The sequence below is a fragment of the Bacillus sp. 3255 genome (genome assembly GCF_031456485.1).
Classification (GTDB): domain Bacteria; phylum Bacillota; class Bacilli; order Paenibacillales; family NBRC-103111; genus Paenibacillus_E.
Window position 1 is genome coordinate 213,798 of sequence record NZ_JAVDUS010000012.1, and the last position, 18,807, is coordinate 232,604.

Genomic DNA, 18,807 nt, shown 5'->3' on the forward strand with positions numbered 1-18,807 from the left:
CAGAGGTGATTTACGATGTTGAAATTGGGGATTTTGGACCAATCACAAATAGGGGAAGGCCGCACGGCGGCACAAACGCTCGTTGAAACGACAGAGCTGGCGCAAGAAGCGGACCGGTTGGGGTATACGCGGTATTGGGTATCGGAGCATCATGCTTCGCAGGCGCTTGCGCATTCGAGTCCGGAGGTGCTGATCGCGCATCTGGCTGCCAAAACAAACCGGATACGTCTCGGTTCCGGCGGCATTATGCTGCCGCATTACAGCGCGTACAAAGTAGCGGAAAATTTCCGCCTGCTCGAAGCGCTGCATCCCGGGCGGATCGACGTCGGGTTGGGACGCGCTCCCGGCGGCATGCCGATATCGACACGCGCACTGCAGGAAGGTAAATATACGAGCGTTGATCAATACCCGCAGCAGGTTGCTGATTTGACCGGATATTTGTACGATTCATTGCCGGCCAACCACCGGTTCGCGGCGCTGCATGCCTCGCCAATCATTGCGACAGCGCCGGAGATTTGGCTGCTGGGCTCTTCCTACGACAGCGCCCGAATTGCTGCCGATCAAGGGGCTGCCTTCGGTTTTGCACAATTTTTCGGGAATGCGGATTGTGAACAGGCTTTGCGCATTTACCGCGAACATTTTACACCGTCTAATTTAAATGAGAAGCCGCATTCGTTGGCAGCCGTGTTGGTCATCTGTGCGGATACGGAAGAGGAGGCGAAACGGCTGGCCACCAGCACGGACCTGTTCTTCCTCTCGCTTGGTCGCGGCGCGCTATTGCCGTCCTTCCCATCGGTCGAAACAGCGATGAATTATCCGTACACGCCAGGAGATTTGGCTATGATCCAGGACCGCCAGCACAAACGGATCGTAGGCACACCGCAGCAGGTGAAAGCGGAGATCCTGCGGCTCAACGAGGCTTATCAGGCTGATGAAATCATGGTTGTTTCGCCAATTCATGATATTGCAGCCAGAGTTCATTCATACCGCTTGCTGGCTGAAGTGTTCGAGCTTCAAGGGTAATCCAGTCATCGCATCGCATCACAGCCTATTCGGTCTCAGCTGAGCCGGATAGGCTGTTTTAGTAGGGTTCAGAGCCGCAGATCCAGACATAATCCTCCCGCATCTCCATATGTATGAAAGAGGGTTTGGCGTCATATCGTGTCGGAATGTTGGGAGGGCGGCTGGGAATGAAATCTGTATTCAAGCTGGAATTGGAAGAAGCGCGAGTAATGATCGCGGCGGGCCTTGCAGCGGCGGCCGCTGCGCATGCCGCGGAAACGATCTGCATCGTCGACGACGGCGGATATGTGATCGCCATGGAACGAATGAACGGCGCGCGCAATACGAGCCCGGAACTGGCCATGGCCAAAGCATTCACCGCGAGCGGCCATCGGCGCTCGACGCATCTGTTCAATAGGCGGGGAGGTCCGGCGGCGGCCGATGGTGAAGCGTTCGGTATCCATGCGATGATGCCCGGCAAATTTGCCATTTTTGTCGGCGGGTTCCCTATCGTAGTGAACGGAAGCGTCATAGGCGGAATCGGAGTAAGCGGCGGGGCCGGCGAGGATGATATTGCGGTTGGCGTTGCCGCGCTGAAGGCGCTGCAGTCGTATTTAGGCGACAAGTATGAAGTGATAACGGAACCTGACATTCAGAAATAAATGCAGGAAAGCCCCTATCCTCCAATCGGAGGACGGGGCTTATTGCTGCTACAGCAAGTTTCTTACATAATGCAGTGTTTCATTTATCGTTTCATCTGTAAGCTGCTCCAAAGAAATGTCGACGCCAGGTTTGGCCTGATGGAGTTTCTGCAGGAATGTCTTGGTTTGGAAAATCCCTTGGCCGGACCGCAGCTGAATCAACTTACCGTCCTGGACGGCAACGTCCTTCAAGTGCGCCAGCACGATGCGGTCGCCAAAAGCGGCAAAGGCTTCATCCAAGAAAGCCTCTTGCGTGTCCAAAGAAGAAGGCGGCAGCAAATTGACCGGATCAAATACGACGCCTATGTTGCTGGACGGTACTTCTTCCATGATCCGAACCATTTTTTCGATGCTGGACAATGTGTGTGTGAACACCGGTTCGAGACCGATGTGCACGCCCCAACGTTCCGCTTCCTCAGCCAACTCCTCGACAGTTTGTTTAAAAAGCTGCCAACCGATCGCTTCGTAGCGCTCAGCATCCTGAGAAAGATAGGTCGTCAAGTCGGCCGTCTCCGTCGCTACAATGGACGTTCCGAAATCCCGGGCATAGCGCAGATGCTCCTTGAACCGATTGATTTCGCGGCGGCGCTGCTCCGGATCCGGATGGATCGGATTGATGTAACAACCGAGTACGCCGATGCGAATGCCGGCGTTGTTGAACTGCTCGCCGATGTGGCTGGCAAGTCCGGGACTTAGCTTACCTAAGCTTGTATCGATATCACTGATAGCTTTGCCAAGAGCCAGTTGGACGAAATCAATGCCGCGTCCGCGCAGCTTCTCGGTTAGCTGGTTCAGCGGAAGATGACCGACGGTATGTGCGAGCGTCCCGATTCCCATTATCTCGCCATCCATCCGCCGTCCACGCACAGCACGTGTCCGTTCATATAGTCGGAAGCGCTGGAGGACAAGAACACGACAGGACCTTTGAGATCCTCCGGAGCACCCCAACGGCCGGCAGGAATGCGTTCCGTGATCGACTTCGTACGGTTCTCGTCCTTCAGGATCGGTGCCGTATTGTTCGTCGTCATGTATCCTGGTGCGATCGCATTCACTTGCACGCCTTTGCTTGCCCATTCGTTCGCCAAAGCTTTGGTTACACCGGCGATCGCATGCTTACTGGCTGTGTAGCCAGGTACATTGATCCCGCCTTGGTACGTGAGCATGGAGGCAATGTTGATGATTTTCCCGCTTCCGCGTTCGATCATATGGCGTCCGATCAGCTGGCACAGGAAGAAGGCGGAGTTCAAGTTCAGATCGATGACATCGTGCCAGTCTTGACGGGCATGGTCGGCCGCCGGCGTACGGCGAATGATTCCTGCATTGTTGACGAGAATGTCGATCCCGCCGTAAATGCCGATCGCTTTAGCCACAACATCCTCGAGAATGTCTTCGTTGCTCAGATCTGCCGCGATTAATTCCGCTTGGCCGCCAAGAGCGCGAATGGCTTCGACCGTGGCTACGCTTTCGGAAGAGGAGACGGCAATGACGTTGGCGCCTGCTTCCGCAAGGCCGATGGCCATCGCTTGGCCCAGACCGCCGGATGCGCCGGTTACGAAGGCTGTTTTTCCTGCTAGGTTAAAAAGTGTCATGATAAGTACTCCTTCTCACTAATTCGTGACGATTTGAATGCCGGCATCACGGTATTGCTTGGCCGTTTCCGCAGGCAGTTGGCTATCGGTAATAATCATGGCCACCTCGGAGAGAGAGGCAAAAGTGCGAAGGGCGCACTGGCCGAACTTATAGTGATCGGCAACACCATAGACGGTTGCGCTCGAACCGATCAGCGCCCGCTTGTAATCTGCATGATCGCTCGTATAAATCGTAAATCCATGCTGGAGGTGTACGCCTGTCGCAGAGATGAACGATTTCTGAATGTTGAGGGAGTTCACATAGGCCACGGCTTCAGGACCTGCAAGCATATTGCGCAGCCGGTAGCCGCCGGGAACGACAAGCCGGATTTCCTCTTTATGAAGCAGCTCGGCAATAATGTGCAAATCGTTCGTCACAACAGTAAGCGCCTGATTATCCAGCCGCCTGGCAATTTCCAATGTTGTGCTCCCGCCGTCCAGGGCAATGATGTCCCCCGGCTGAATATACCGCAGCGCGATTGCGGCAATCTCCGATTTCTCATCGGCATGCTTCACGATCGGCTCCTTCGCCGAGAGAATGCCAAGCTGGTCGCTCTGGGCAAGCATCGCGCCGCCGTGAATGCGGACGAGCAGCCCTTTCTCCTCCAGCTTGGCCAGGTCTTCGCGAATGGTTTTGCCTGTCACGTCCAGTCGTTCGCTAAGCTCGTTAACGGTCACTTCTTTCTGTGCCAGGAGTATTTCCATAATGACTTCATATCTGCGTAAAGGATTCATCGGATATCATCACTTTCCCAAAGAGAGATGACCGATTATTTCAAATCTTTCATTGCGACGGCGTCCATATCGTCGAACATTTGGTTCTCGCCGGCCATACCCCAGATGAAGGTGTAGTTGTTCGTGCCCACACCGCTGTGAATGGACCAGCTTGGGGAGATGATCGCTTGCTCATTGCGCATAACGACGTGACGCGTTTGTTGAGGCTCGCCCATCATGTGGAAAACGACGGCATCTTCCGGCATATCAAAGTAGAAGTAAACCTCGGAACGGCGGTTATGCGTATGGGAAGGCATAGTGTTCCACATGTTGCCCGGTTTCAGAAGCGTCATACCCATAACAAGCTGACAGCTTTGGATGCCGTCCAGGTGGATGTATTTGTAGATTGTGCGCTCATTGGATGTGTTAATGCTGCCCAGGTGAGCGGGCGTTGCTTCGCTGATTGCCGCTTTGACCGTAGGGTATGTTTTGTGAGCCGGTGTGGAGTTGAAGTAGAATTTGGCAGGCTCGGCGGCGTTCTCGCTGGCGAAGGAAACTTCTTTGGCGCCAAGTCCGATATAGATGCAATCTTTAGGATCCATGTTGTAAACCGTGCCGTCAACGGTAACCGTACCGCGTCCGCCAACGTTGATGATACCGATTTCGCGGCGCTCCAGGAAGTAGTCGGCTGCCATTTCTTTTTTATCAGCTTGCAGCTGCAGGGAACCAGTAATTGGAAGAACGCCCCCGATGATGAAACGGTCAACGTGAGAGTATACTAATTTAATCTCGTTAGGGACAAACAGTTGGTTAATTTGAAACTCGGCTTGCAGACGCTCTGTGTCGAATTGTTTGACTTCGTTTGGGTGGGAAGCATAGCGGATATCCATGTGAAAATCGCTCCTTCGGATCGTTTATTTGGGTTGATATTAGTTCATATAGGTTTAATTTACTCCATTCATGGCGATATGGCAAGTCCTTTTGCTAGGTGTTTCAAATCTTTCGAAAATGGTGAATAAGGGATATAGATTCAGGAAAAAACAACTTTACAGGAGGTTATGTTATGGATAAAAGTCATTATTTCGATCACGTGTGCAACGATACGATTCCGACCCTCCCCGATGAAGAGGATACGACGCCGACAGATATGGTGAGCGATGCGGTCGAGGAAATCATGGATAATATTAAGGATGCATTCTCGACAGAGGAGCGGGATTAACGCCAAAAAAACGAAGCAGGCCTGTGCCTGCTTCGTTTTTTTTTGATATTTTCTCGGCCTGCGGCAGATGAAGAAAGCCCGGCTCCCTCAGCGAGGTACATCAGTGGAAGAACGAGAAGATACATATGCAGAACGAGAGGACAGCCCCCGACGAGAGCCAAGCCCAGAGACAGACCGAGAAGAGCCAAGCCCAGAGGTAGAATGAGAAGACAGTCCCCTCAACGAGAGCAGCCCAGAGGCAGAACGAGAAGAAGACACACCTCCTCAACGAGAGCCAATACCAGAGGCAGAACGAGAAGACACACCTCTTCGAACGAGAACCAATCCCAGAGGTAGAACGAGAAGACACACCTCCTTGAACGAGAGTCAAGCCCATAACGGGAATTTCTCCTGTTAAATGCAGCGTGACGGAGCCTCGAATGCTGGATAACTGGAAAAAATACCGTTATTCGGCCCGTTCCCGCCGTCTCTACACGAAAAGGGGATGAATTAACGGTAGGAATTCCCTTTATTCGCACAACTGGGCTAATTTTCGCAGGAATAACGGGAGAAATTCCAGTTACGATCTGCGGCTGATGAAGAAAGCCCGGCTCACTCATCGAGGCCGCCCGCCATCATTGTCCTACTCCGGATCTTGCATAGGTCCGCCACTGCAGCGGTGTCATGCCGATGATTCGCTTAAACACCGTCGCGAAATGCTGGGAAGAAGCATAGCCAAGTGATCCGGCAATGTCCGTAACGGAAGCGTCGCTCTCCGCAAGCCGGCTGCACGCCGCCCGGATGCGCATTCGTTCAATATAGACCATCGGCGGAAGCCCGGAATAGGCTTGGAAGGTGCGAAAGAAATGGGAAGGGCTGAGCCGCACGCCCAGCGCCAGCTCCTCGATGCTCGGCCGCCATTGCGGCTCTTCCTCGATCCGTTTGACCAGTCTCTCGAACTGCCGGGTCAAATCTTCGGCAAGCGGCAGCTGCCGTCCGTACGGCTGCAAAATAACCAGCAGCAAACCGAGCGCGGCTTGCCGGATTGCGGAGGAGCGCAAAGGACTGTCGCCGATCAGAGCTGCTTTCAGCTTCGCGAAGCTTTGAGCGGCGTCGTGACCAAGGTGGCAGACGCGAGGGAGCGCCTGCAGCGCGCGCCTGAAGCTTTCGCATTCGCTTGCCGGCAGCCGAAACCAGCCATCCCCTTGCGGCGGGGTGACGATAAACCACCAGAACCGGCTCGGCTCAATCACGTTGAAGCCTCCGCGGTGAAGCTCGTCCGGACGGGTGTGGAACAAGTCTCCCGCCTTCGTCTCATAAACCGTTCCGTCCAGCTCCCAGCTTGCCTTCCCGCGTTCAACCAGCACAAACTCATACCCGTCATGCTTGTGGAAAGTCAGCGGAAGCGCCGATCGGATCTCATCAAATCCGAATAGCAGCAGCTCCGGGACATCCGGTATTTCATGTTCCGAGGCAAGGTCGTAGGTCCATCGCTTAGTCGCCATAGAAGAAACCTCCTAATTTCATAAACATTCTCGATACTCGCTATGTTTCTCATACTACTCTGGAGCAAATTGGACGTCAACGGAAGCCGAAAACCGTATGATGAAATCAAGATATGGAAGGAGACATGCCAAATGGCGCTGCACGCAGATAGAACCTACAAAATTACGGCTCAGGATAAGGAAATTTTTGAAAGGGACGGTTACTGGATTTCACCCAAACTGTTGGACGACGATCAGATTGCTCGGCTGCGGCAAGCGCATGAGCGGGTATGGTCCGGGGATTACGACGGGGACGGGCTGCCCATGAATCATTACCGGCCCAGCTCCAATCCCGACGCTCTGCGCAAGCTGGACAACGGTTGGTGGATTAACGATGAGATACGCCGCGCAGTCACGGATCCTTGGATCGGCGAGCTTGCCGCTGACCTGCTGAATACGGATGAGATTCGGCTGTGGCATGACCAGGTGATCTACAAGCCGGGGGTAGGCGATAAGATCACGTCGTCAGGAAACGTAGGCTGGCATCAGGATTACGGGTACTGGCAATGCTCCGACAACCCGAATATGGTGACGGTGTGGATAGCTCTGCAGGACACGGATTTGACGAACGGCGGGATGATGACGATCGTCGGCTCGCATAAGTGGGGGTTGATCCCGGATAGCGATACGTTTTTCAATCCGAATATGGAAGAGCTGCGGGACAAATATGCGGCCGGTCGCGAGTGGGTGGAGGAACCGTGCATCTTGAAGGCAGGGCAGGCCAGCTTTCATCATGGGCTTACGTTCCACGGTTCGGGTGCGAACCGGACGAATGAGCCCCGCATGTCGGTTGTCGCGCACTTGATGCCCGGCGGCACAAGCTATCGCGCCGGCATTCAGCGGCATGACAACATCCGCTTGCTAGGACCGCGCCCTGTGAACGGACAGCCTTTTGCGAATCCGTATTTTCCGGTTTTGTTCGCGCGCTGAATGCGAAAGAAACCCATCGGCAGGCAGATCGTTCGATCTGCCGGACCGATGGGTTTTTGCATAAGTGCAGCAATTAGGAAAGCAAACATTGATCCAGCGCTTCACTCAATAGGCGGATCATGTCATCGATGTCGTCCTTCGTGACGATGAGAGCGGGCATCAGACGAATCGTCTTCGGATTCGGCGAATTAATGAGGAGGCCGGCTTGCATGCAGATGGCGGCGAGCTCGGCTCCGCAAGGCCGCGGAAGATCGAAGCCAAGCAGCAAGCCTTTGCCCCGAATCTCTTGCAAGCCGTAGCGGTCTTGGATCGCATAAAGCTTAGACAGCAAATAGGCTCCTTGTTCCGCCGCTTGCTGAGGCAGGCCTCTGCGCAGCACCTCGCTTACAACAGCAAGGCCAACGGCCATAGCGAGCGGCTGACCTGTGTAGGTTCCGCCTTGATCGCCGGGCTCGAACAGGTTGTAGGCTTCCTTCGTCAGCATCGCCGAAAGCGGAAAACCGCCGCCAATCCCTTTCGCCAAGGTCAGTACATCCGGGAGCACGCCATAATACTGGTAGCCGAACATGGTGCCGGTACGTCCGATCCCGGTCTGCACCTCATCGAAGATGAGCAGAATGCCGTTCTCGTCGCAGAGCTTGCGCAGCTCTTGGATGTAAGGGACATTCGCTTCATAGACGCCGCCTTCTCCCTGGATGAGCTCCAGCATGACCGCGCAAGTATGCTCGTTCACGGCGGACTTCACAGCCTCGATGTCATTGAAAGACACTTTCACGAAGCCGGGTACTTGCGGCGTGAACATCGTCTCCCAGCCCGGCTTCCCGGTCGCGGCCATGGTGGCTAGGGAGCGGCCATGGAAGCTGCGTTTGGCCGTAATGATCTCGTAGGCTCCGCCTTTGCGGACGGCGCCGTATTTGCGCGCCAGCTTAATGGCGCTTTCGTTGGCTTCCGCTCCCGTGCTCCCGAAGAATACGCGCTCCAGCCCTGTGAGCGACGTCAACATGCGCGCGAATTCCACCATCGGCTTGTTATAGAAGCCGGGACCCGCATGGACCAGCTTGCCGGCCTGTTCCGCCAGCGCATCGCTGACGACCTGCGGTGCGTGCCCGAGACAGGTGACTGCCCACCCCCCGATAAAATCCAGATACTTGTTGCCGTCCGTATCCCACATATACATGCCCTCGCCGCGCTCCATGACGACCTGTGGCCTATTCGCCACGAATAAAGTAGAATGGTTTGCCGCTTGCAGAAGATCATCCGTCAATGTCTTCGTATGTTGTATCATGCCTGTCACTCCCTTATGTTCAATAATGAATAATTATACGTATATTTGTATTTTTATTCAATACAAAAATTGCCAAACAAACAAAACAGATTCTTGGCGTCTTGGAACGATTTTCTTTTCGGCACCGGGCGGTTACAATGACCTTAGGATCTTAACGGGAGCGGCGTTTTAACGAGCTATCCATTCAGAAAGGGGAAATGAAGGATGACAAGTGAAGCTGCGCTATTCCCGGCGCTCATGTCGCAGGAGCATGGCCACCCGCAGGTGATGGCGTACTATTTCAAGCAATGGCGCGGCTTTACCATGCCGTTTCACCGTCACGATGCGACGGAAATTATGTATACGATTCAAGGCAGTTGTTTGGTCGAGGTGCAAGAAGGGCCGTCACATACCGAGAAGGTTGCGCTCACAAAAGGGGAGTTCATTATTATTAATGCGGATGTCCCGCACCGCCTGATTGTGGACGAAACCTGCAGAATGCTGAACGTGGAATTTCGTTTTCCGCAGGGCAAAGGGGTATTTCCGTCCATTCAGGAATTAGCCGCCGAAGACCGCTTGCTGCTCACGCTGCTGGAGGCCGAAACCGCTTATTTGGTGCTGCGCGACGGCGACGAAGTCTACCATACGATGAGAAGTCTCGTGCTCGAGCTGGATAAAGCGGCCGCCAAAAGCGACCTGATGGTCCAACTGCTCATCGCGCAGCTGCTGATCCGCATAGCCCGGCTCTGGCAGGAATCGGTGGGCAGCGGGCTCGCGCCTAGCGAGAGATACGTCCGGCTTAGCACGGAATATTTGCATCAGAACTACGACCGCGATATTCAAGTGAAAGACATAGCAGGAGCCGTTAATCTGCATCCGGGATATTTGCAGCGATTGTTCAAGGCGCATACGGGCCAAACGTTAATGGCTTACTTGACGGTCATCCGGATGGAGAAAGCCAAGATGCTGCTGCTCGAAACGGACGTGCCGATCGCCGACATCTGCGATTATATCGGAGTGGGCAGCCGGCAATATTTTCACATGCTGTTCAAAGAGCATACGGGGCTCACGCCGGCGGATTTCCGCAAATCCGTCTATAAGGAGCAGCGCAACTATCCTGAAAAAAGTTAGGATTTTTGACAAAACGGCGCAGATGAAGTTAGAAAATTGATAACGGTTTCGCCTTCGTGCTTGTTACAATGTGAAGGGTAGAGCACATGAGAGAGAGGGCGAGATAGATGTCATTTAAAGTAGCTTTTATCGGTGCAGGAAGTATTGGATTTACCCGCGGTTTGCTCCGCGATTTGTTGACGGTGCCGGAGTTTCACGATATTGAAGTCGCTTTTACAGACATTAATCAGCACAATCTGGACATGGTGACGGAGCTATGCCAGAGAGACATTCGGGAGAACGGATTGAATATCCGGATTGAAGCGAGCACGGATCGCAGAGAAGCTTTGAAAGACGCGAAGTATGTTTTATGTACTATACGTGTGGGAGGGCTGGAGGCATTCGCCACCGACGTCGATATCCCGCTCAAATACGGCATCGACCAATGCGTAGGCGACACGCTGTGCGCCGGCGGCATTATGTACGGGCAGCGCGGCATCGCCGAGATGCTGCGGATTTGCCAGGACATTCGCGACGTAGCTTCGCCGGACGTGCTGCTTTTGAACTACGCGAATCCCATGGCGATGCTGACTTGGGCTTGCAACAAGTATGGCGGCGTGCGGACAATCGGCTTATGTCACGGCGTACAGCACGGTCACCGGCAAATTGCCGAGGTATACGGCCTTAAGAAAGAGGAAGTCGACATTATTTGTGCGGGCATCAATCACCAAACCTGGTATATTCAGGCCCGCCATCAAGGCAAGGATCTGACCGAGGGACTGCTCGAAGCGTTCGAGAAGCATCCGGAATTCGCCCGGACGGAGAAAGTCCGGATCGACATGCTGCGCCGGTTCGGCTACTACAGCACGGAGTCGAACGGGCATCTCAGCGAGTATGTGCCTTGGTACCGCAAACGGGCGGACGAAATCCAGGATTGGATCGATCTGGGGAGCTGGATCAATGGCGAGACCGGCGGCTACTTGCGCGTGTGCACGGAAGGCCGGAATTGGTTCGAAACGGATTTTCCGAACTGGATGAAAGACAAGGCGATGGTATACGCGGCAGAGAAACGCAGCGAAGAGCACGGCTCCTATATTATAGAAGGCTTGGAAACAGGCCGGCTGTATCGCGGTCATTTCAATATGGTGAATCAAGGCGTCATCGCCAACTTGCCTGATGATGCCATCATCGAAGCGCCGGGTTATGTGGACGGCAACGGCATCTCCATGCCGCATGTCGGCAACCTGCCGTTAGGCCCGGCGGCGGTCTGCAACGTCAGCATCTCCGTGCAGCGGCTGGCGGTGGAAGCGGCTGTGCACGGCGATGACAAGCTGCTGCGCCAAGCGTTCATGATGGATCCGCTCGTCGGAGCCGTCTGCAATCCGAAGGAAATATGGCAGCTGGTCGATGAAATGCTCGTTGCCCAAGAGAAATGGCTGCCGCAGTACGGCTCGGCGGTCGAAGAAGCCAAGAAACGTCTGGCTGCAGGTAACCTCATACCGACACGCGATTATGAAGGCGCAGCTCGCTTGAAGGTGAAAACGGTTCAGGAAATGCAGCAGGACCGGGAAGCCGCTACGAAGAATGCGGGCGAAGCCGACAAAGGCAAGGATCGCGCGTCTGTCAATTCTTGAGGAGTCGGCAGAACAAATTGCACCCGCTTGATGTTCGTTTATTTTCAAGTATGTTCATTTAGGTTCTTTTGAGGTATAATATACGGTGTAAGTGAAGGACCGCTTGCGGTCCTTTTTTACGTGAATATGATCGCTTATGGAGAGGGGAAGCCAAATGTCGAATATTGGCGTGTGGGAACCGGCAGAGCCGGGCGTGAAACGCTGCATTTTGAAAGCGGAAGTCGGTCTGATGATGATGGAGGTTCACTTCGAGCCGGGGGCCGTCGGATATCAGCACAGTCACGTGCACGAACAAATGTCCTATTGCTTAAAAGGCAAGATTGAGTTTACGATAGATGGTGTAGTGACGGTCATCGAACAAGGCCAAACGGTCTACATCCCTAGCGGCGCTCAGCATGGTGTAACTGCGCTTGAGGCATCCGCTTTGCTGGATGTATTTACACCGATTCGTGAAGATCTTGTGAAACGTTAACCAGTTGCTCTTGCAGCTGGTTTTTTTATTGATTGGTTGAATGCGTTTACATTTGAATGAATAAGGGGGAGACGTATGGGGAAAAGAAGCCGCAGAGCCTGGGTCTGGTTTTATCGAAGCCTGTTCCTACGCGATCGCCCGCTAACGGTGAAGCTGCTCGTATATTCCGCTATGCTGGTCGTCATTCCGCTGCTCGCCGTCGGTCTGATCTCCTACCAGAAATCTTCACAAGTGCTGCGGGAGGAAGCGAATTTGAGCAACGAACAAATTATCGAGCAGGTCAAACTGCACATTGAATACTATATCCGGGATTTTGAGATCGACTCGATCCGCATGCAAAATCACCCCGCCATGCAGCAATTTCTGCGCATGACAAGCGAGCAGGAGGTGCAGAGCTCCGGCATTCGCGAACCGATGATGCAGCTTCTGAAGGATACGGCTTATTCGCGTGCCGATATTTCCCGGATCATGCTTGTAACGGAGAACCAAGCCGTACTGGATACGAGCATGAACAAAAATGTGACGCCCGCCCTCGAACTGATCAAGGAGCCGTGGTTCGCCAATGTGCCTGCGAACAGCGATATTATGCTCATCATCAGGCCGCCTTCCGAGCGGTATGAGCTCGAAGGTGTGCCGGTCCTGTCGATCGTCAAGCGACTGGTCAGCCCCAACACACTGGAGCCTGTTGCCACGCTCATCATGGAAGTGAATTTCAAACGGATTCAAGAAATTGCCGAACGGGTGACGATTGGCCGAACCGGCTATTTATCGATTCTGGACTCCTATGGAAGATACATCTATTCGCCGGAATACGCAAAGATCGGGCATCTTGCGCTTTGGGAAACGCTGAATGATATGTTGCAGCAGGAGAGCGGCTCTTACCAGGCGCAAACCGGAGACAAGCCGTTCTACACGTTCAGCCGGTCCGCATATTTGAATTGGCGGCTCGTGACGGTCATCCCGGAAGAAGAGCTGACGAGGGGGACGCATTATATCCGGCAAACGATCTGGTGGACGGTAGCGGTCACCTTGGTCCTCGCGTACCTGATCGGGATCGGATTCGCTTCCAGCATCGTCAGGCCGGTGCGGGCTTTGCAATATTTCATGAAGCGGGTCAAAGCAGGCGACTTCAGAGCTCGTGCGGACATCGAATCCAAGGATGAGATCGGCCAACTAACGAACGATTTTAATAAAATGGTGGAGAAACTGCAAAATCTGCTCGACGAGATTACATACTCGCAGCTGCGCGAGAAGGATCTCCAGCTCCGGCAGAAGGAAACCGAGCTCAAGGTGCTTCAATCCCAAGTGAACCCCCATTTCCTGATGAATGCGCTGGAAACGGTGAGGGGCATGGCGTTGGAGCACGATATGACGGACATCTCCGTGCTGGTCGCGTCGCTTGCAAGGCTGCTGCGCTATAACCTGAATCATGCGGGAGCGACGATATCGGTGCAGCAGGAGGTCCACATCTGCGAGATGTACCTGCGCATTCAGCAATACCGCTTTGAGGAGAAGCTCAGTTATGAGTTTCGGATTCCGCAGTGGGCGGAGCAGCAGCAGATTGCGAAATTCGCGCTCCAGCCATTGGTCGAGAACTGCGTCATTCACGGTATCGAAACGGGCGACCGGCCGGTCCATGTCGTGATTTCGGCTGAGCGCGCCGGCGAGCAGCAGTTCAGAATCTGCATTCAGGATACCGGGGCTGGCATACCGGCGGACAAACTCCGGGCTCTGCAGCTCGATCTGCTGCAGAAGGATATGGTGACGGCCGTCTCCCAAATCGGCATCGTCAATGTGCACCGGCGTATTGCCTATTTATTCGGAGATGCTTACGGGTTGGAGCTGGAGAGCAGCGCCGGCGCCGGCACGCGGGTCAGCATCAAACTGCCACTCGGAGTCGGCATGAAGGAAGGAGCGTAGTGGCGGTGTACAAAATTATTCTCGCGGACGATGAGAAATGGGTTAGAGTTGTTCTGCGCAAGGCAGTGGAAGGCACACAGCTCCCGGTAACGATCGTGCAGGAGTGCGCGAACGGGCTGGATGCGCTGGACGCGCTGCGCCTCCATGATGCGGACTTGGTCATCTCCGACGTGAAAATGCCGGTCATGGACGGCATCGGATTGGCGGAGCAGATGGCGGCCATGCGCGCAAGCCTGGTGCTGGTCAGCGGGTATGACGACTTTCAATTCGCGCAGAAAGCGATTCGGTATGGCGTCAAAGACTACTTATTGAAGCCGGTGGAAATGGAAGCCATGGCGGATTGCTTGGGCAGGTGGCTGCAAAGCTTGGACATAGGGGAGCCCGCTTTGCCGGCGGAAGCGGCGGAGCTGTCCGTCATTGAGCAAGTGCAGCAGTTTGTCGCTGCTAATCTGGCGAGCGATATTACACTCACCGATGCGGCTGCGCATGTTCACTTGAATTCCAGCTATTTGAGCCAGCTGTTCAAGCAGCAAACGGGAGGCAAATTCGTCGATTACGTGATCGAGATGCGGATGGAAGAAGCGAAGAAGCTGCTTGTCAAAACGGCGCTGCGCGTGTCCGAAATCGCGGAGCGGCTGGGGTACGGGGATACGGCTTATTTCAGCCATACGTTCAAGAAGCTGACGGGGAGCACTCCGCTGGAATACCGCAAAAGGAACTAGAAAGAGGAGCCGCAGCATTCAGCCGCAAGCTCCTCTTTTTTTGGGCGTATTAGTTTCTCGCTTTCTCAATCGCTTCCAGCGTTTCTTTGTATTCGTTGCGGTATTTGTCAATGACCGGCTTGACTGCGTCCTGCCAAGGCTTCAGATCGGAGACTTCGGTAATCGTGACACCTGCGGCTTTGACTTTGGCTTCGGAATCTTTCTCGAATTTATCCCATTCGGCTTTCTGAGTTTTGACCGATTCCAGCGCCGCTTTCTTGATCAATGCTTTATCGTCGTTGGACAGCTTATCCCACGCGACCTTCGAGATCAGCAGCACTTCCGGCACGCGCTGGTGTTGGTCAAGGATGAGGTTCTTGGCCTGCTGGAAATGGTTGGATGAGAAGTAGCTCGGATAGTTGTTCTCCGCTGCGTCGATGACGCCGGTTTGCAGCGCATTGAACACATCGCCGTACGGCATAGGCGTCGCATTAGCACCGAGCGCGTTCATGAGGTCGATATTGACCTTGTTTTGAATGACGCGGATTTTCATTCCTTTCAGATCGGCAATCGTTTTGATCGGCTTCTTCGAATAGAAGTGACGAGCTCCGGAGCTGTAATAAGCCAGCCCCTTCATACGGGAGGACTCCAAGCTGTCCAGCAGCTTCGTGCCCTGCTCGCTTTCGAGAAATTTCCACTGATGGTTATCATTGTCGAAAATGTAGGGCAGGCTGAATACTTCATATTGCTTATTGAAGCCTCCCAGCGCGCCAGTTGATACGCGTGTGAATTCAATTGCACCTAGCTGCACCTGCTCGATGACCGCTTTCTCTTCGCCAAGCTGGGAGGCCGGGAATACGTCGATCTTGATGCGGCCGTTAGAGGCTTGATTCACGAGCTCGGCGAACTTCTTATCGCCGATCGTCGTCGGATAATCCGCAGGATGTGTTTCGGCGAGCCGGAAATTCAGCTTAGGTCCTTCGGCTTTCTGGGCTGCCGCAGGACTGGCTGCGCCGGGCGTAGCGGCGGATCCTCCGGTTGCCGGGGCGCTGCCTCCGCCGCATGCGGCGAGCAGCAAGCTTGCGCCTACCATGGTGCTGAGAGCGGTGATATAAGATTTCTTCATTTTCATATGGGGAATCATCCTTTTCATCAATAGGTATGGGTTATTTCATTAGGTTAGGCAGCCACATGACAAGACCCGGGATATAGGTCAGGATCAAGAGCACGACGCACATGACATAGAAGAACGGCATCATGGCTTTGGTGCCTTCGGATATCGAGATATTGCCGATGGCCGAGCCAACGAACAGCACGGTGCCAACCGGCGGCGTCAACAAGCCGATGCCTAAGTTTAACATCATAATGATCCCGAAGTGAACAGGATCCATCCCGAGCGCGGTGACGACCGGCAGCAGAATAGGCGTCATAATGAGAATGAGCGGAGCCATATCCATCGGCGCCCCGAGCAGCAGCAATAGGACGTTGATGATGAGCAGAATGACGATCGGACTGTCGGTAATGCCGAGCATCCAATCGGTGAGCATGCCGGGAACTTTCAGGAAAGCCAGCACATAGCTGAAGGTTGCGGAGGCGGCGATCAGGAATAGTACCATGGCAACCGTGCGAAATGTTCGCTTCAGGATGATCCACATGCGGGAGAGCGGGATGTCGCGATAAACCAGAAATGTCAGGATAAACGCATACAAACAAGCCAGCGCGCCGCTTTCGGTCGCTGTGAACCAACCGGTGAAAATACCGCCGAGAATAATAACCGCAGTCATGAGGGACAGCAGTCCGTCGCGTACTATGCGCGGCACATCCCGCAGGGGAACGGATTCGCTCTTGGTGTAGCCGCGTTTGACGGCGATCACGTAGCTTGTAATCATGAGCGATATGCACAAGATGAGTCCCGGCACGATCCCGGCAAGGAACAGTGAGGCGATGGAGATCCCGCCTCCGGCGGCGAGGGAGTAGAGCACAAGATTGTGGCTTGGCGGTACGACGACGCCCTGGATCGCAGCGGACACTGTGACGCCTACGGCGTAGTCGGTATCGTAGCCCTTCTTCTTCATCATCGGGATCATGACGGAGCCGATGGAAGATACGTCCGCAATGGCCGAGCCGGAAATGTTGCCGAAGAACATGCAGGCTACGCAGTTGACCATGGCAAGACCTCCGCGGATGCCGCCTACGAGCACTTGAGCGAGATTAATGAGGCGCAGGGCCATCTGGCCTTCACTCATGATTTGACCGGCTAAGATGAAGAACGGGATGGTCAGCAGGGAGTAGGAGTTCATCCCTTGAATCATCGTCTGGCCAACTGTTGCCAGCGGGACTTTCAAATACAGCAAGGTGAGCAGCGAGGAGCCTGCAAGTGCCAGCGAGATCGGGAAGCGCAGCACGATCAGAAGTACGAAGGAGACGATAAGAATGAGAATAGCGATGGTCGGATCCATTAATGGCCGTCTCCTTCCTGGAGATGAGCGTGCCGCTTCGTCTCGATACCGCAAAGCTGCAGGAGTGCGTAGGCGCAGGTCATGATGCCCGTGATCGGCATGATCGCATACAGCGTGCTGTTCGGCAGACCCGTGGCCGGCAGTTCGGATTCATGCATCATGACGGTGAAATCCCAGCCATAGGACACAAGGTAGATGCCGAAAGCAAGGATGACGAGCTGAATGATTTTGTCCAGCGCTTTGTTGATCGCAGGCGGCAGCTTGTGTGTGAAGGAATCGATGCCTAGATGAAGCTTCTCCCGAAAGCCGATCGCGATGCCCATGAACGAAAACCAGACGAGCAGCAGCATGGTGACCTCTTCCGACCAGAAGAAGACGAAATCGAACAGCTTGCGTGTCATCACCTGCAGCGTGACGATGATAATCATCGTGAGCAGTCCGATGAGTGCGGCGGATTCAATGCATGTATCGATCCAGAGCGCAATTTTTCTTATGTAGTGCATGGTTAAAAGCGGACCTCCCTTCCCTTTTCACTATTTTTGTAAGTGCTTTCATTTGAGCTGACTTTAGTATAGCGTTCCGCGGGGAGGGGGGGTACGCCATTGTTTTTAGGTTTTTTTGTAATTTTTTTAGGAAGTTGGGTGAGCCGTTTGCCGGAGGAAAAGGTGGTTGATGCGATTCTTAATATGTCGGTGGTGCGAGGACAAGCAGCGTTGCCGAGCGGACCATTCGGGTTCTAACGGACCTGGCAGCCGCTATTCCTCCGAATTACGCATGATTTCGGTTCAAAGGCAGCGAATAGCGATTCTGGTGTCCGTTAGTTTTGGAAACGGGGCCGCATCGGTGGAATAGCATCCGCTGTGTCCGTTAGCGGAGGAGGGGCTCACCAAAATTGCAGCCCCATATATATAGCAACGGCCCAGATCATACAAGCCGAAACCTTGTTCAATCCGGCGATGAAACGCCCGCCCGTATCGCGTTTGCGGGTCAAACGGCCGGCGAACGCCAAGCCGAAAAACCACAGCCAGGAGACGAGCATAATGGTGAGCATGAACACCCACTTGGCGGCTCCGGCATAATGCAAGGAGTTCGTTCCGATGACGCCGACCGTATCCAGGATGGCATGCGGGTTCAGCAAGGAGACCGATGCCGCGAACAATATCTGTTTTCTCGGATGGCTGTTCTCCTGCGAGGAGACGGCGCCGGGTTTGCTGCGCCAAATCACCCAGCCCATGTAGAGCAGGAAGAAGAAGCCGATGCCGTAAAGCGCCGCTTGCAGCCATGAGAAGGTGAAAACGACGAGGGACACGCCCATCACGGCCGCCCCAATAAGCAGGGTGTCGCAGAGCGATGCCGTCACGATGACAGGCAGCACCTGCCAATAGGTCCGCTGGCTGGCCCCCTGATTGAATACATAAACATTTTGAACCCCGACGGGTAAAATGAGGCCGAAACCTAAAATTAAAGCGTGCAAAACTGTCTGAAACAACATGATCTCTCCTAACCTGGTGTCGAATGCCGATTTCCCTT

Annotated in this window: 20 protein-coding genes; 10 read left to right on the top strand and 10 right to left on the bottom strand. The window is 54.2% G+C overall.

Going from position 1 to position 18,807, the window contains the following annotated elements; all coding sequences use genetic code 11:
* Positions 1-15 precede the first annotated feature (15 nt).
* Together J2X61_RS19310 and J2X61_RS19315 are read left to right on the top strand one after the other, a co-directional pair.
* On the top strand, positions 16-1,023 hold the full coding sequence (locus J2X61_RS19310; RefSeq protein WP_274469507.1) for an LLM class flavin-dependent oxidoreductase: 1,008 nt from the start codon (positions 16-18) through the stop codon (positions 1,021-1,023).
* Between the two features lie 167 nt (positions 1,024-1,190).
* Entirely contained in the window at positions 1,191-1,664 is a 474-nt protein-coding gene (locus tag J2X61_RS19315; protein ID WP_274469506.1) for a GlcG/HbpS family heme-binding protein, read from the top strand.
* A 48-nt stretch (positions 1,665-1,712) separates the two neighbouring features.
* Here the strand turns inward: J2X61_RS19315 and J2X61_RS19320 are convergent, their stop codons facing one another.
* From J2X61_RS19320 to kduI, 4 genes are read right to left on the bottom strand one after another with little or no spacing between them, the layout of a single operon-like run.
* Complete coding sequence (locus tag J2X61_RS19320) at positions 1,713-2,540, bottom strand: sugar phosphate isomerase/epimerase family protein (protein WP_274469505.1); 828 nt, start codon at positions 2,538-2,540, stop codon at positions 1,713-1,715.
* The gene (gene kduD, locus J2X61_RS19325) at positions 2,540-3,292 is read right to left on the bottom strand and encodes a 2-dehydro-3-deoxy-D-gluconate 5-dehydrogenase KduD (protein WP_274469504.1); all 753 of its coding nucleotides are present in this window, start codon (positions 3,290-3,292) and stop codon (positions 2,540-2,542) included. Before kduD ends, J2X61_RS19320 begins: the two co-directional genes overlap by 1 nt.
* An 18-nt stretch (positions 3,293-3,310) precedes the next feature.
* A complete protein-coding gene (locus tag J2X61_RS19330) occupies positions 3,311-4,066 on the bottom strand; it encodes a DeoR/GlpR family DNA-binding transcription regulator (RefSeq protein WP_310189879.1) in 756 nt (251 codons plus the stop codon).
* 35 nt (positions 4,067-4,101) lie between these two features.
* A complete protein-coding gene (gene kduI, locus J2X61_RS19335) occupies positions 4,102-4,935 on the bottom strand; it encodes a 5-dehydro-4-deoxy-D-glucuronate isomerase (protein WP_274469502.1) in 834 nt (277 codons plus the stop codon).
* A 173-nt stretch (positions 4,936-5,108) separates the two neighbouring features.
* Between kduI and J2X61_RS19340 the strand changes: the two genes are divergently transcribed.
* Positions 5,109-5,264 carry a hypothetical protein gene (locus J2X61_RS19340; RefSeq protein ID WP_274469501.1) on the top strand — a complete coding sequence of 52 codons (156 nt, stop codon included), beginning with the start codon at positions 5,109-5,111 and terminating at the stop codon, positions 5,262-5,264.
* A gap of 614 nt (positions 5,265-5,878) precedes the next feature.
* Here J2X61_RS19340 and J2X61_RS19345 read toward each other — a convergent pair.
* Complete coding sequence (locus J2X61_RS19345; RefSeq protein ID WP_310189883.1) at positions 5,879-6,748, bottom strand: AraC family transcriptional regulator; 870 nt, start codon at positions 6,746-6,748, stop codon at positions 5,879-5,881.
* A gap of 132 nt (positions 6,749-6,880) precedes the next feature.
* Between J2X61_RS19345 and J2X61_RS19350 the strand changes: the two genes are divergently transcribed.
* A complete protein-coding gene (locus J2X61_RS19350) occupies positions 6,881-7,717 on the top strand; it encodes a phytanoyl-CoA dioxygenase family protein (protein WP_310189885.1) in 837 nt (278 codons plus the stop codon).
* Between the two features lie 73 nt (positions 7,718-7,790).
* On the opposite strand, the gene J2X61_RS19355 is transcribed toward J2X61_RS19350, so the two are convergent.
* The gene (locus J2X61_RS19355; protein ID WP_274469497.1) at positions 7,791-9,002 is read right to left on the bottom strand and encodes an aspartate aminotransferase family protein; all 1,212 of its coding nucleotides are present in this window, start codon (positions 9,000-9,002) and stop codon (positions 7,791-7,793) included.
* Between the two features lie 204 nt (positions 9,003-9,206).
* Here J2X61_RS19355 and J2X61_RS19360 point away from each other — a divergent pair, with 204 nt between their 5' ends.
* The 5 genes from J2X61_RS19360 (at position 9,207) to J2X61_RS19380 (ending at position 14,839) form a co-directional block, all read left to right on the top strand.
* The gene (locus tag J2X61_RS19360) at positions 9,207-10,112 is read left to right on the top strand and encodes an AraC family transcriptional regulator (protein ID WP_310189887.1); all 906 of its coding nucleotides are present in this window, start codon (positions 9,207-9,209) and stop codon (positions 10,110-10,112) included.
* Positions 10,113-10,219: 107 nt separating this feature from the next.
* Complete coding sequence (melA, locus tag J2X61_RS19365) at positions 10,220-11,725, top strand: alpha-glucosidase/alpha-galactosidase (RefSeq protein WP_310189889.1); 1,506 nt, start codon at positions 10,220-10,222, stop codon at positions 11,723-11,725.
* A 154-nt stretch (positions 11,726-11,879) separates the two neighbouring features.
* A complete protein-coding gene (locus tag J2X61_RS19370; protein WP_145657127.1) occupies positions 11,880-12,197 on the top strand; it encodes a cupin domain-containing protein in 318 nt (105 codons plus the stop codon).
* A 75-nt stretch (positions 12,198-12,272) separates the two neighbouring features.
* Complete coding sequence (locus J2X61_RS19375; protein WP_274469493.1) at positions 12,273-14,117, top strand: cache domain-containing sensor histidine kinase; 1,845 nt, start codon at positions 12,273-12,275, stop codon at positions 14,115-14,117.
* Between the two features lie 5 nt (positions 14,118-14,122).
* A complete protein-coding gene (locus tag J2X61_RS19380; RefSeq protein WP_274469492.1) occupies positions 14,123-14,839 on the top strand; it encodes a response regulator transcription factor in 717 nt (238 codons plus the stop codon).
* A gap of 49 nt (positions 14,840-14,888) precedes the next feature.
* On the opposite strand, the gene J2X61_RS19385 is transcribed toward J2X61_RS19380, so the two are convergent.
* From J2X61_RS19385 to J2X61_RS19395, 3 genes are read right to left on the bottom strand one after another with little or no spacing between them, the layout of a single operon-like run.
* On the bottom strand, positions 14,889-15,944 hold the full coding sequence (locus tag J2X61_RS19385; protein WP_310189892.1) for a TRAP transporter substrate-binding protein: 1,056 nt from the start codon (positions 15,942-15,944) through the stop codon (positions 14,889-14,891).
* A 40-nt stretch (positions 15,945-15,984) separates the two neighbouring features.
* Positions 15,985-17,277, bottom strand: a complete 1,293-nt coding sequence (locus J2X61_RS19390) for a TRAP transporter large permease (RefSeq protein ID WP_310189894.1) — start codon at positions 17,275-17,277, stop codon at positions 15,985-15,987.
* Positions 17,277-17,780: a TRAP transporter small permease gene (locus J2X61_RS19395; RefSeq protein ID WP_274469488.1), complete on the bottom strand. Its 504-nt coding sequence runs from the start codon at positions 17,778-17,780 to the stop codon at positions 17,277-17,279. The genes J2X61_RS19390 and J2X61_RS19395 overlap by 1 nt, the downstream gene beginning before the upstream one ends.
* A gap of 99 nt (positions 17,781-17,879) precedes the next feature.
* Between J2X61_RS19395 and J2X61_RS19400 the strand changes: the two genes are divergently transcribed.
* The gene (locus J2X61_RS19400; RefSeq protein ID WP_274469487.1) at positions 17,880-18,017 is read left to right on the top strand and encodes a hypothetical protein; all 138 of its coding nucleotides are present in this window, start codon (positions 17,880-17,882) and stop codon (positions 18,015-18,017) included.
* 143 nt (positions 18,018-18,160) lie between these two features.
* Here the strand turns inward: J2X61_RS19400 and J2X61_RS19405 are convergent, their stop codons facing one another.
* Positions 18,161-18,769, bottom strand: coding sequence for a LysE/ArgO family amino acid transporter (locus J2X61_RS19405; protein WP_483861668.1), 609 nt, complete (start codon positions 18,767-18,769; stop codon positions 18,161-18,163).
* Between the last annotated feature and the right edge of the window lie 38 nt (positions 18,770-18,807).

Coding starts and splice junctions, on each gene's coding strand:
- J2X61_RS19405 (WP_483861668.1), bottom strand. CDS start 18,769: ATGTTGTTTCAGACAGTTTTGCACGCTTTAATTTTAGGTTTCGGCCTC.
- J2X61_RS19390 (WP_310189894.1), bottom strand. CDS start 17,277: ATGGATCCGACCATCGCTATTCTCATTCTTATCGTCTCCTTCGTACTT.
- J2X61_RS19360 (WP_310189887.1), top strand. CDS start 9,207: ATGACAAGTGAAGCTGCGCTATTCCCGGCGCTCATGTCGCAGGAGCAT.
- kduD (WP_274469504.1), bottom strand. CDS start 3,292: ATGACACTTTTTAACCTAGCAGGAAAAACAGCCTTCGTAACCGGCGCA.
- J2X61_RS19330 (WP_310189879.1), bottom strand. CDS start 4,066: ATGAATCCTTTACGCAGATATGAAGTCATTATGGAAATACTCCTGGCA.
- J2X61_RS19355 (WP_274469497.1), bottom strand. CDS start 9,002: ATGATACAACATACGAAGACATTGACGGATGATCTTCTGCAAGCGGCA.
- J2X61_RS19315 (WP_274469506.1), top strand. CDS start 1,191: ATGAAATCTGTATTCAAGCTGGAATTGGAAGAAGCGCGAGTAATGATC.
- J2X61_RS19395 (WP_274469488.1), bottom strand. CDS start 17,780: ATGCACTACATAAGAAAAATTGCGCTCTGGATCGATACATGCATTGAA.
- J2X61_RS19385 (WP_310189892.1), bottom strand. CDS start 15,944: ATGAAGAAATCTTATATCACCGCTCTCAGCACCATGGTAGGCGCAAGC.
- J2X61_RS19370 (WP_145657127.1), top strand. CDS start 11,880: ATGTCGAATATTGGCGTGTGGGAACCGGCAGAGCCGGGCGTGAAACGC.
- kduI (WP_274469502.1), bottom strand. CDS start 4,935: ATGGATATCCGCTATGCTTCCCACCCAAACGAAGTCAAACAATTCGAC.
- J2X61_RS19340 (WP_274469501.1), top strand. CDS start 5,109: ATGGATAAAAGTCATTATTTCGATCACGTGTGCAACGATACGATTCCG.
- melA (WP_310189889.1), top strand. CDS start 10,220: ATGTCATTTAAAGTAGCTTTTATCGGTGCAGGAAGTATTGGATTTACC.
- J2X61_RS19320 (WP_274469505.1), bottom strand. CDS start 2,540: ATGGGAATCGGGACGCTCGCACATACCGTCGGTCATCTTCCGCTGAAC.
- J2X61_RS19375 (WP_274469493.1), top strand. CDS start 12,273: ATGGGGAAAAGAAGCCGCAGAGCCTGGGTCTGGTTTTATCGAAGCCTG.
- J2X61_RS19345 (WP_310189883.1), bottom strand. CDS start 6,748: ATGGCGACTAAGCGATGGACCTACGACCTTGCCTCGGAACATGAAATA.
- J2X61_RS19350 (WP_310189885.1), top strand. CDS start 6,881: ATGGCGCTGCACGCAGATAGAACCTACAAAATTACGGCTCAGGATAAG.
- J2X61_RS19310 (WP_274469507.1), top strand. CDS start 16: ATGTTGAAATTGGGGATTTTGGACCAATCACAAATAGGGGAAGGCCGC.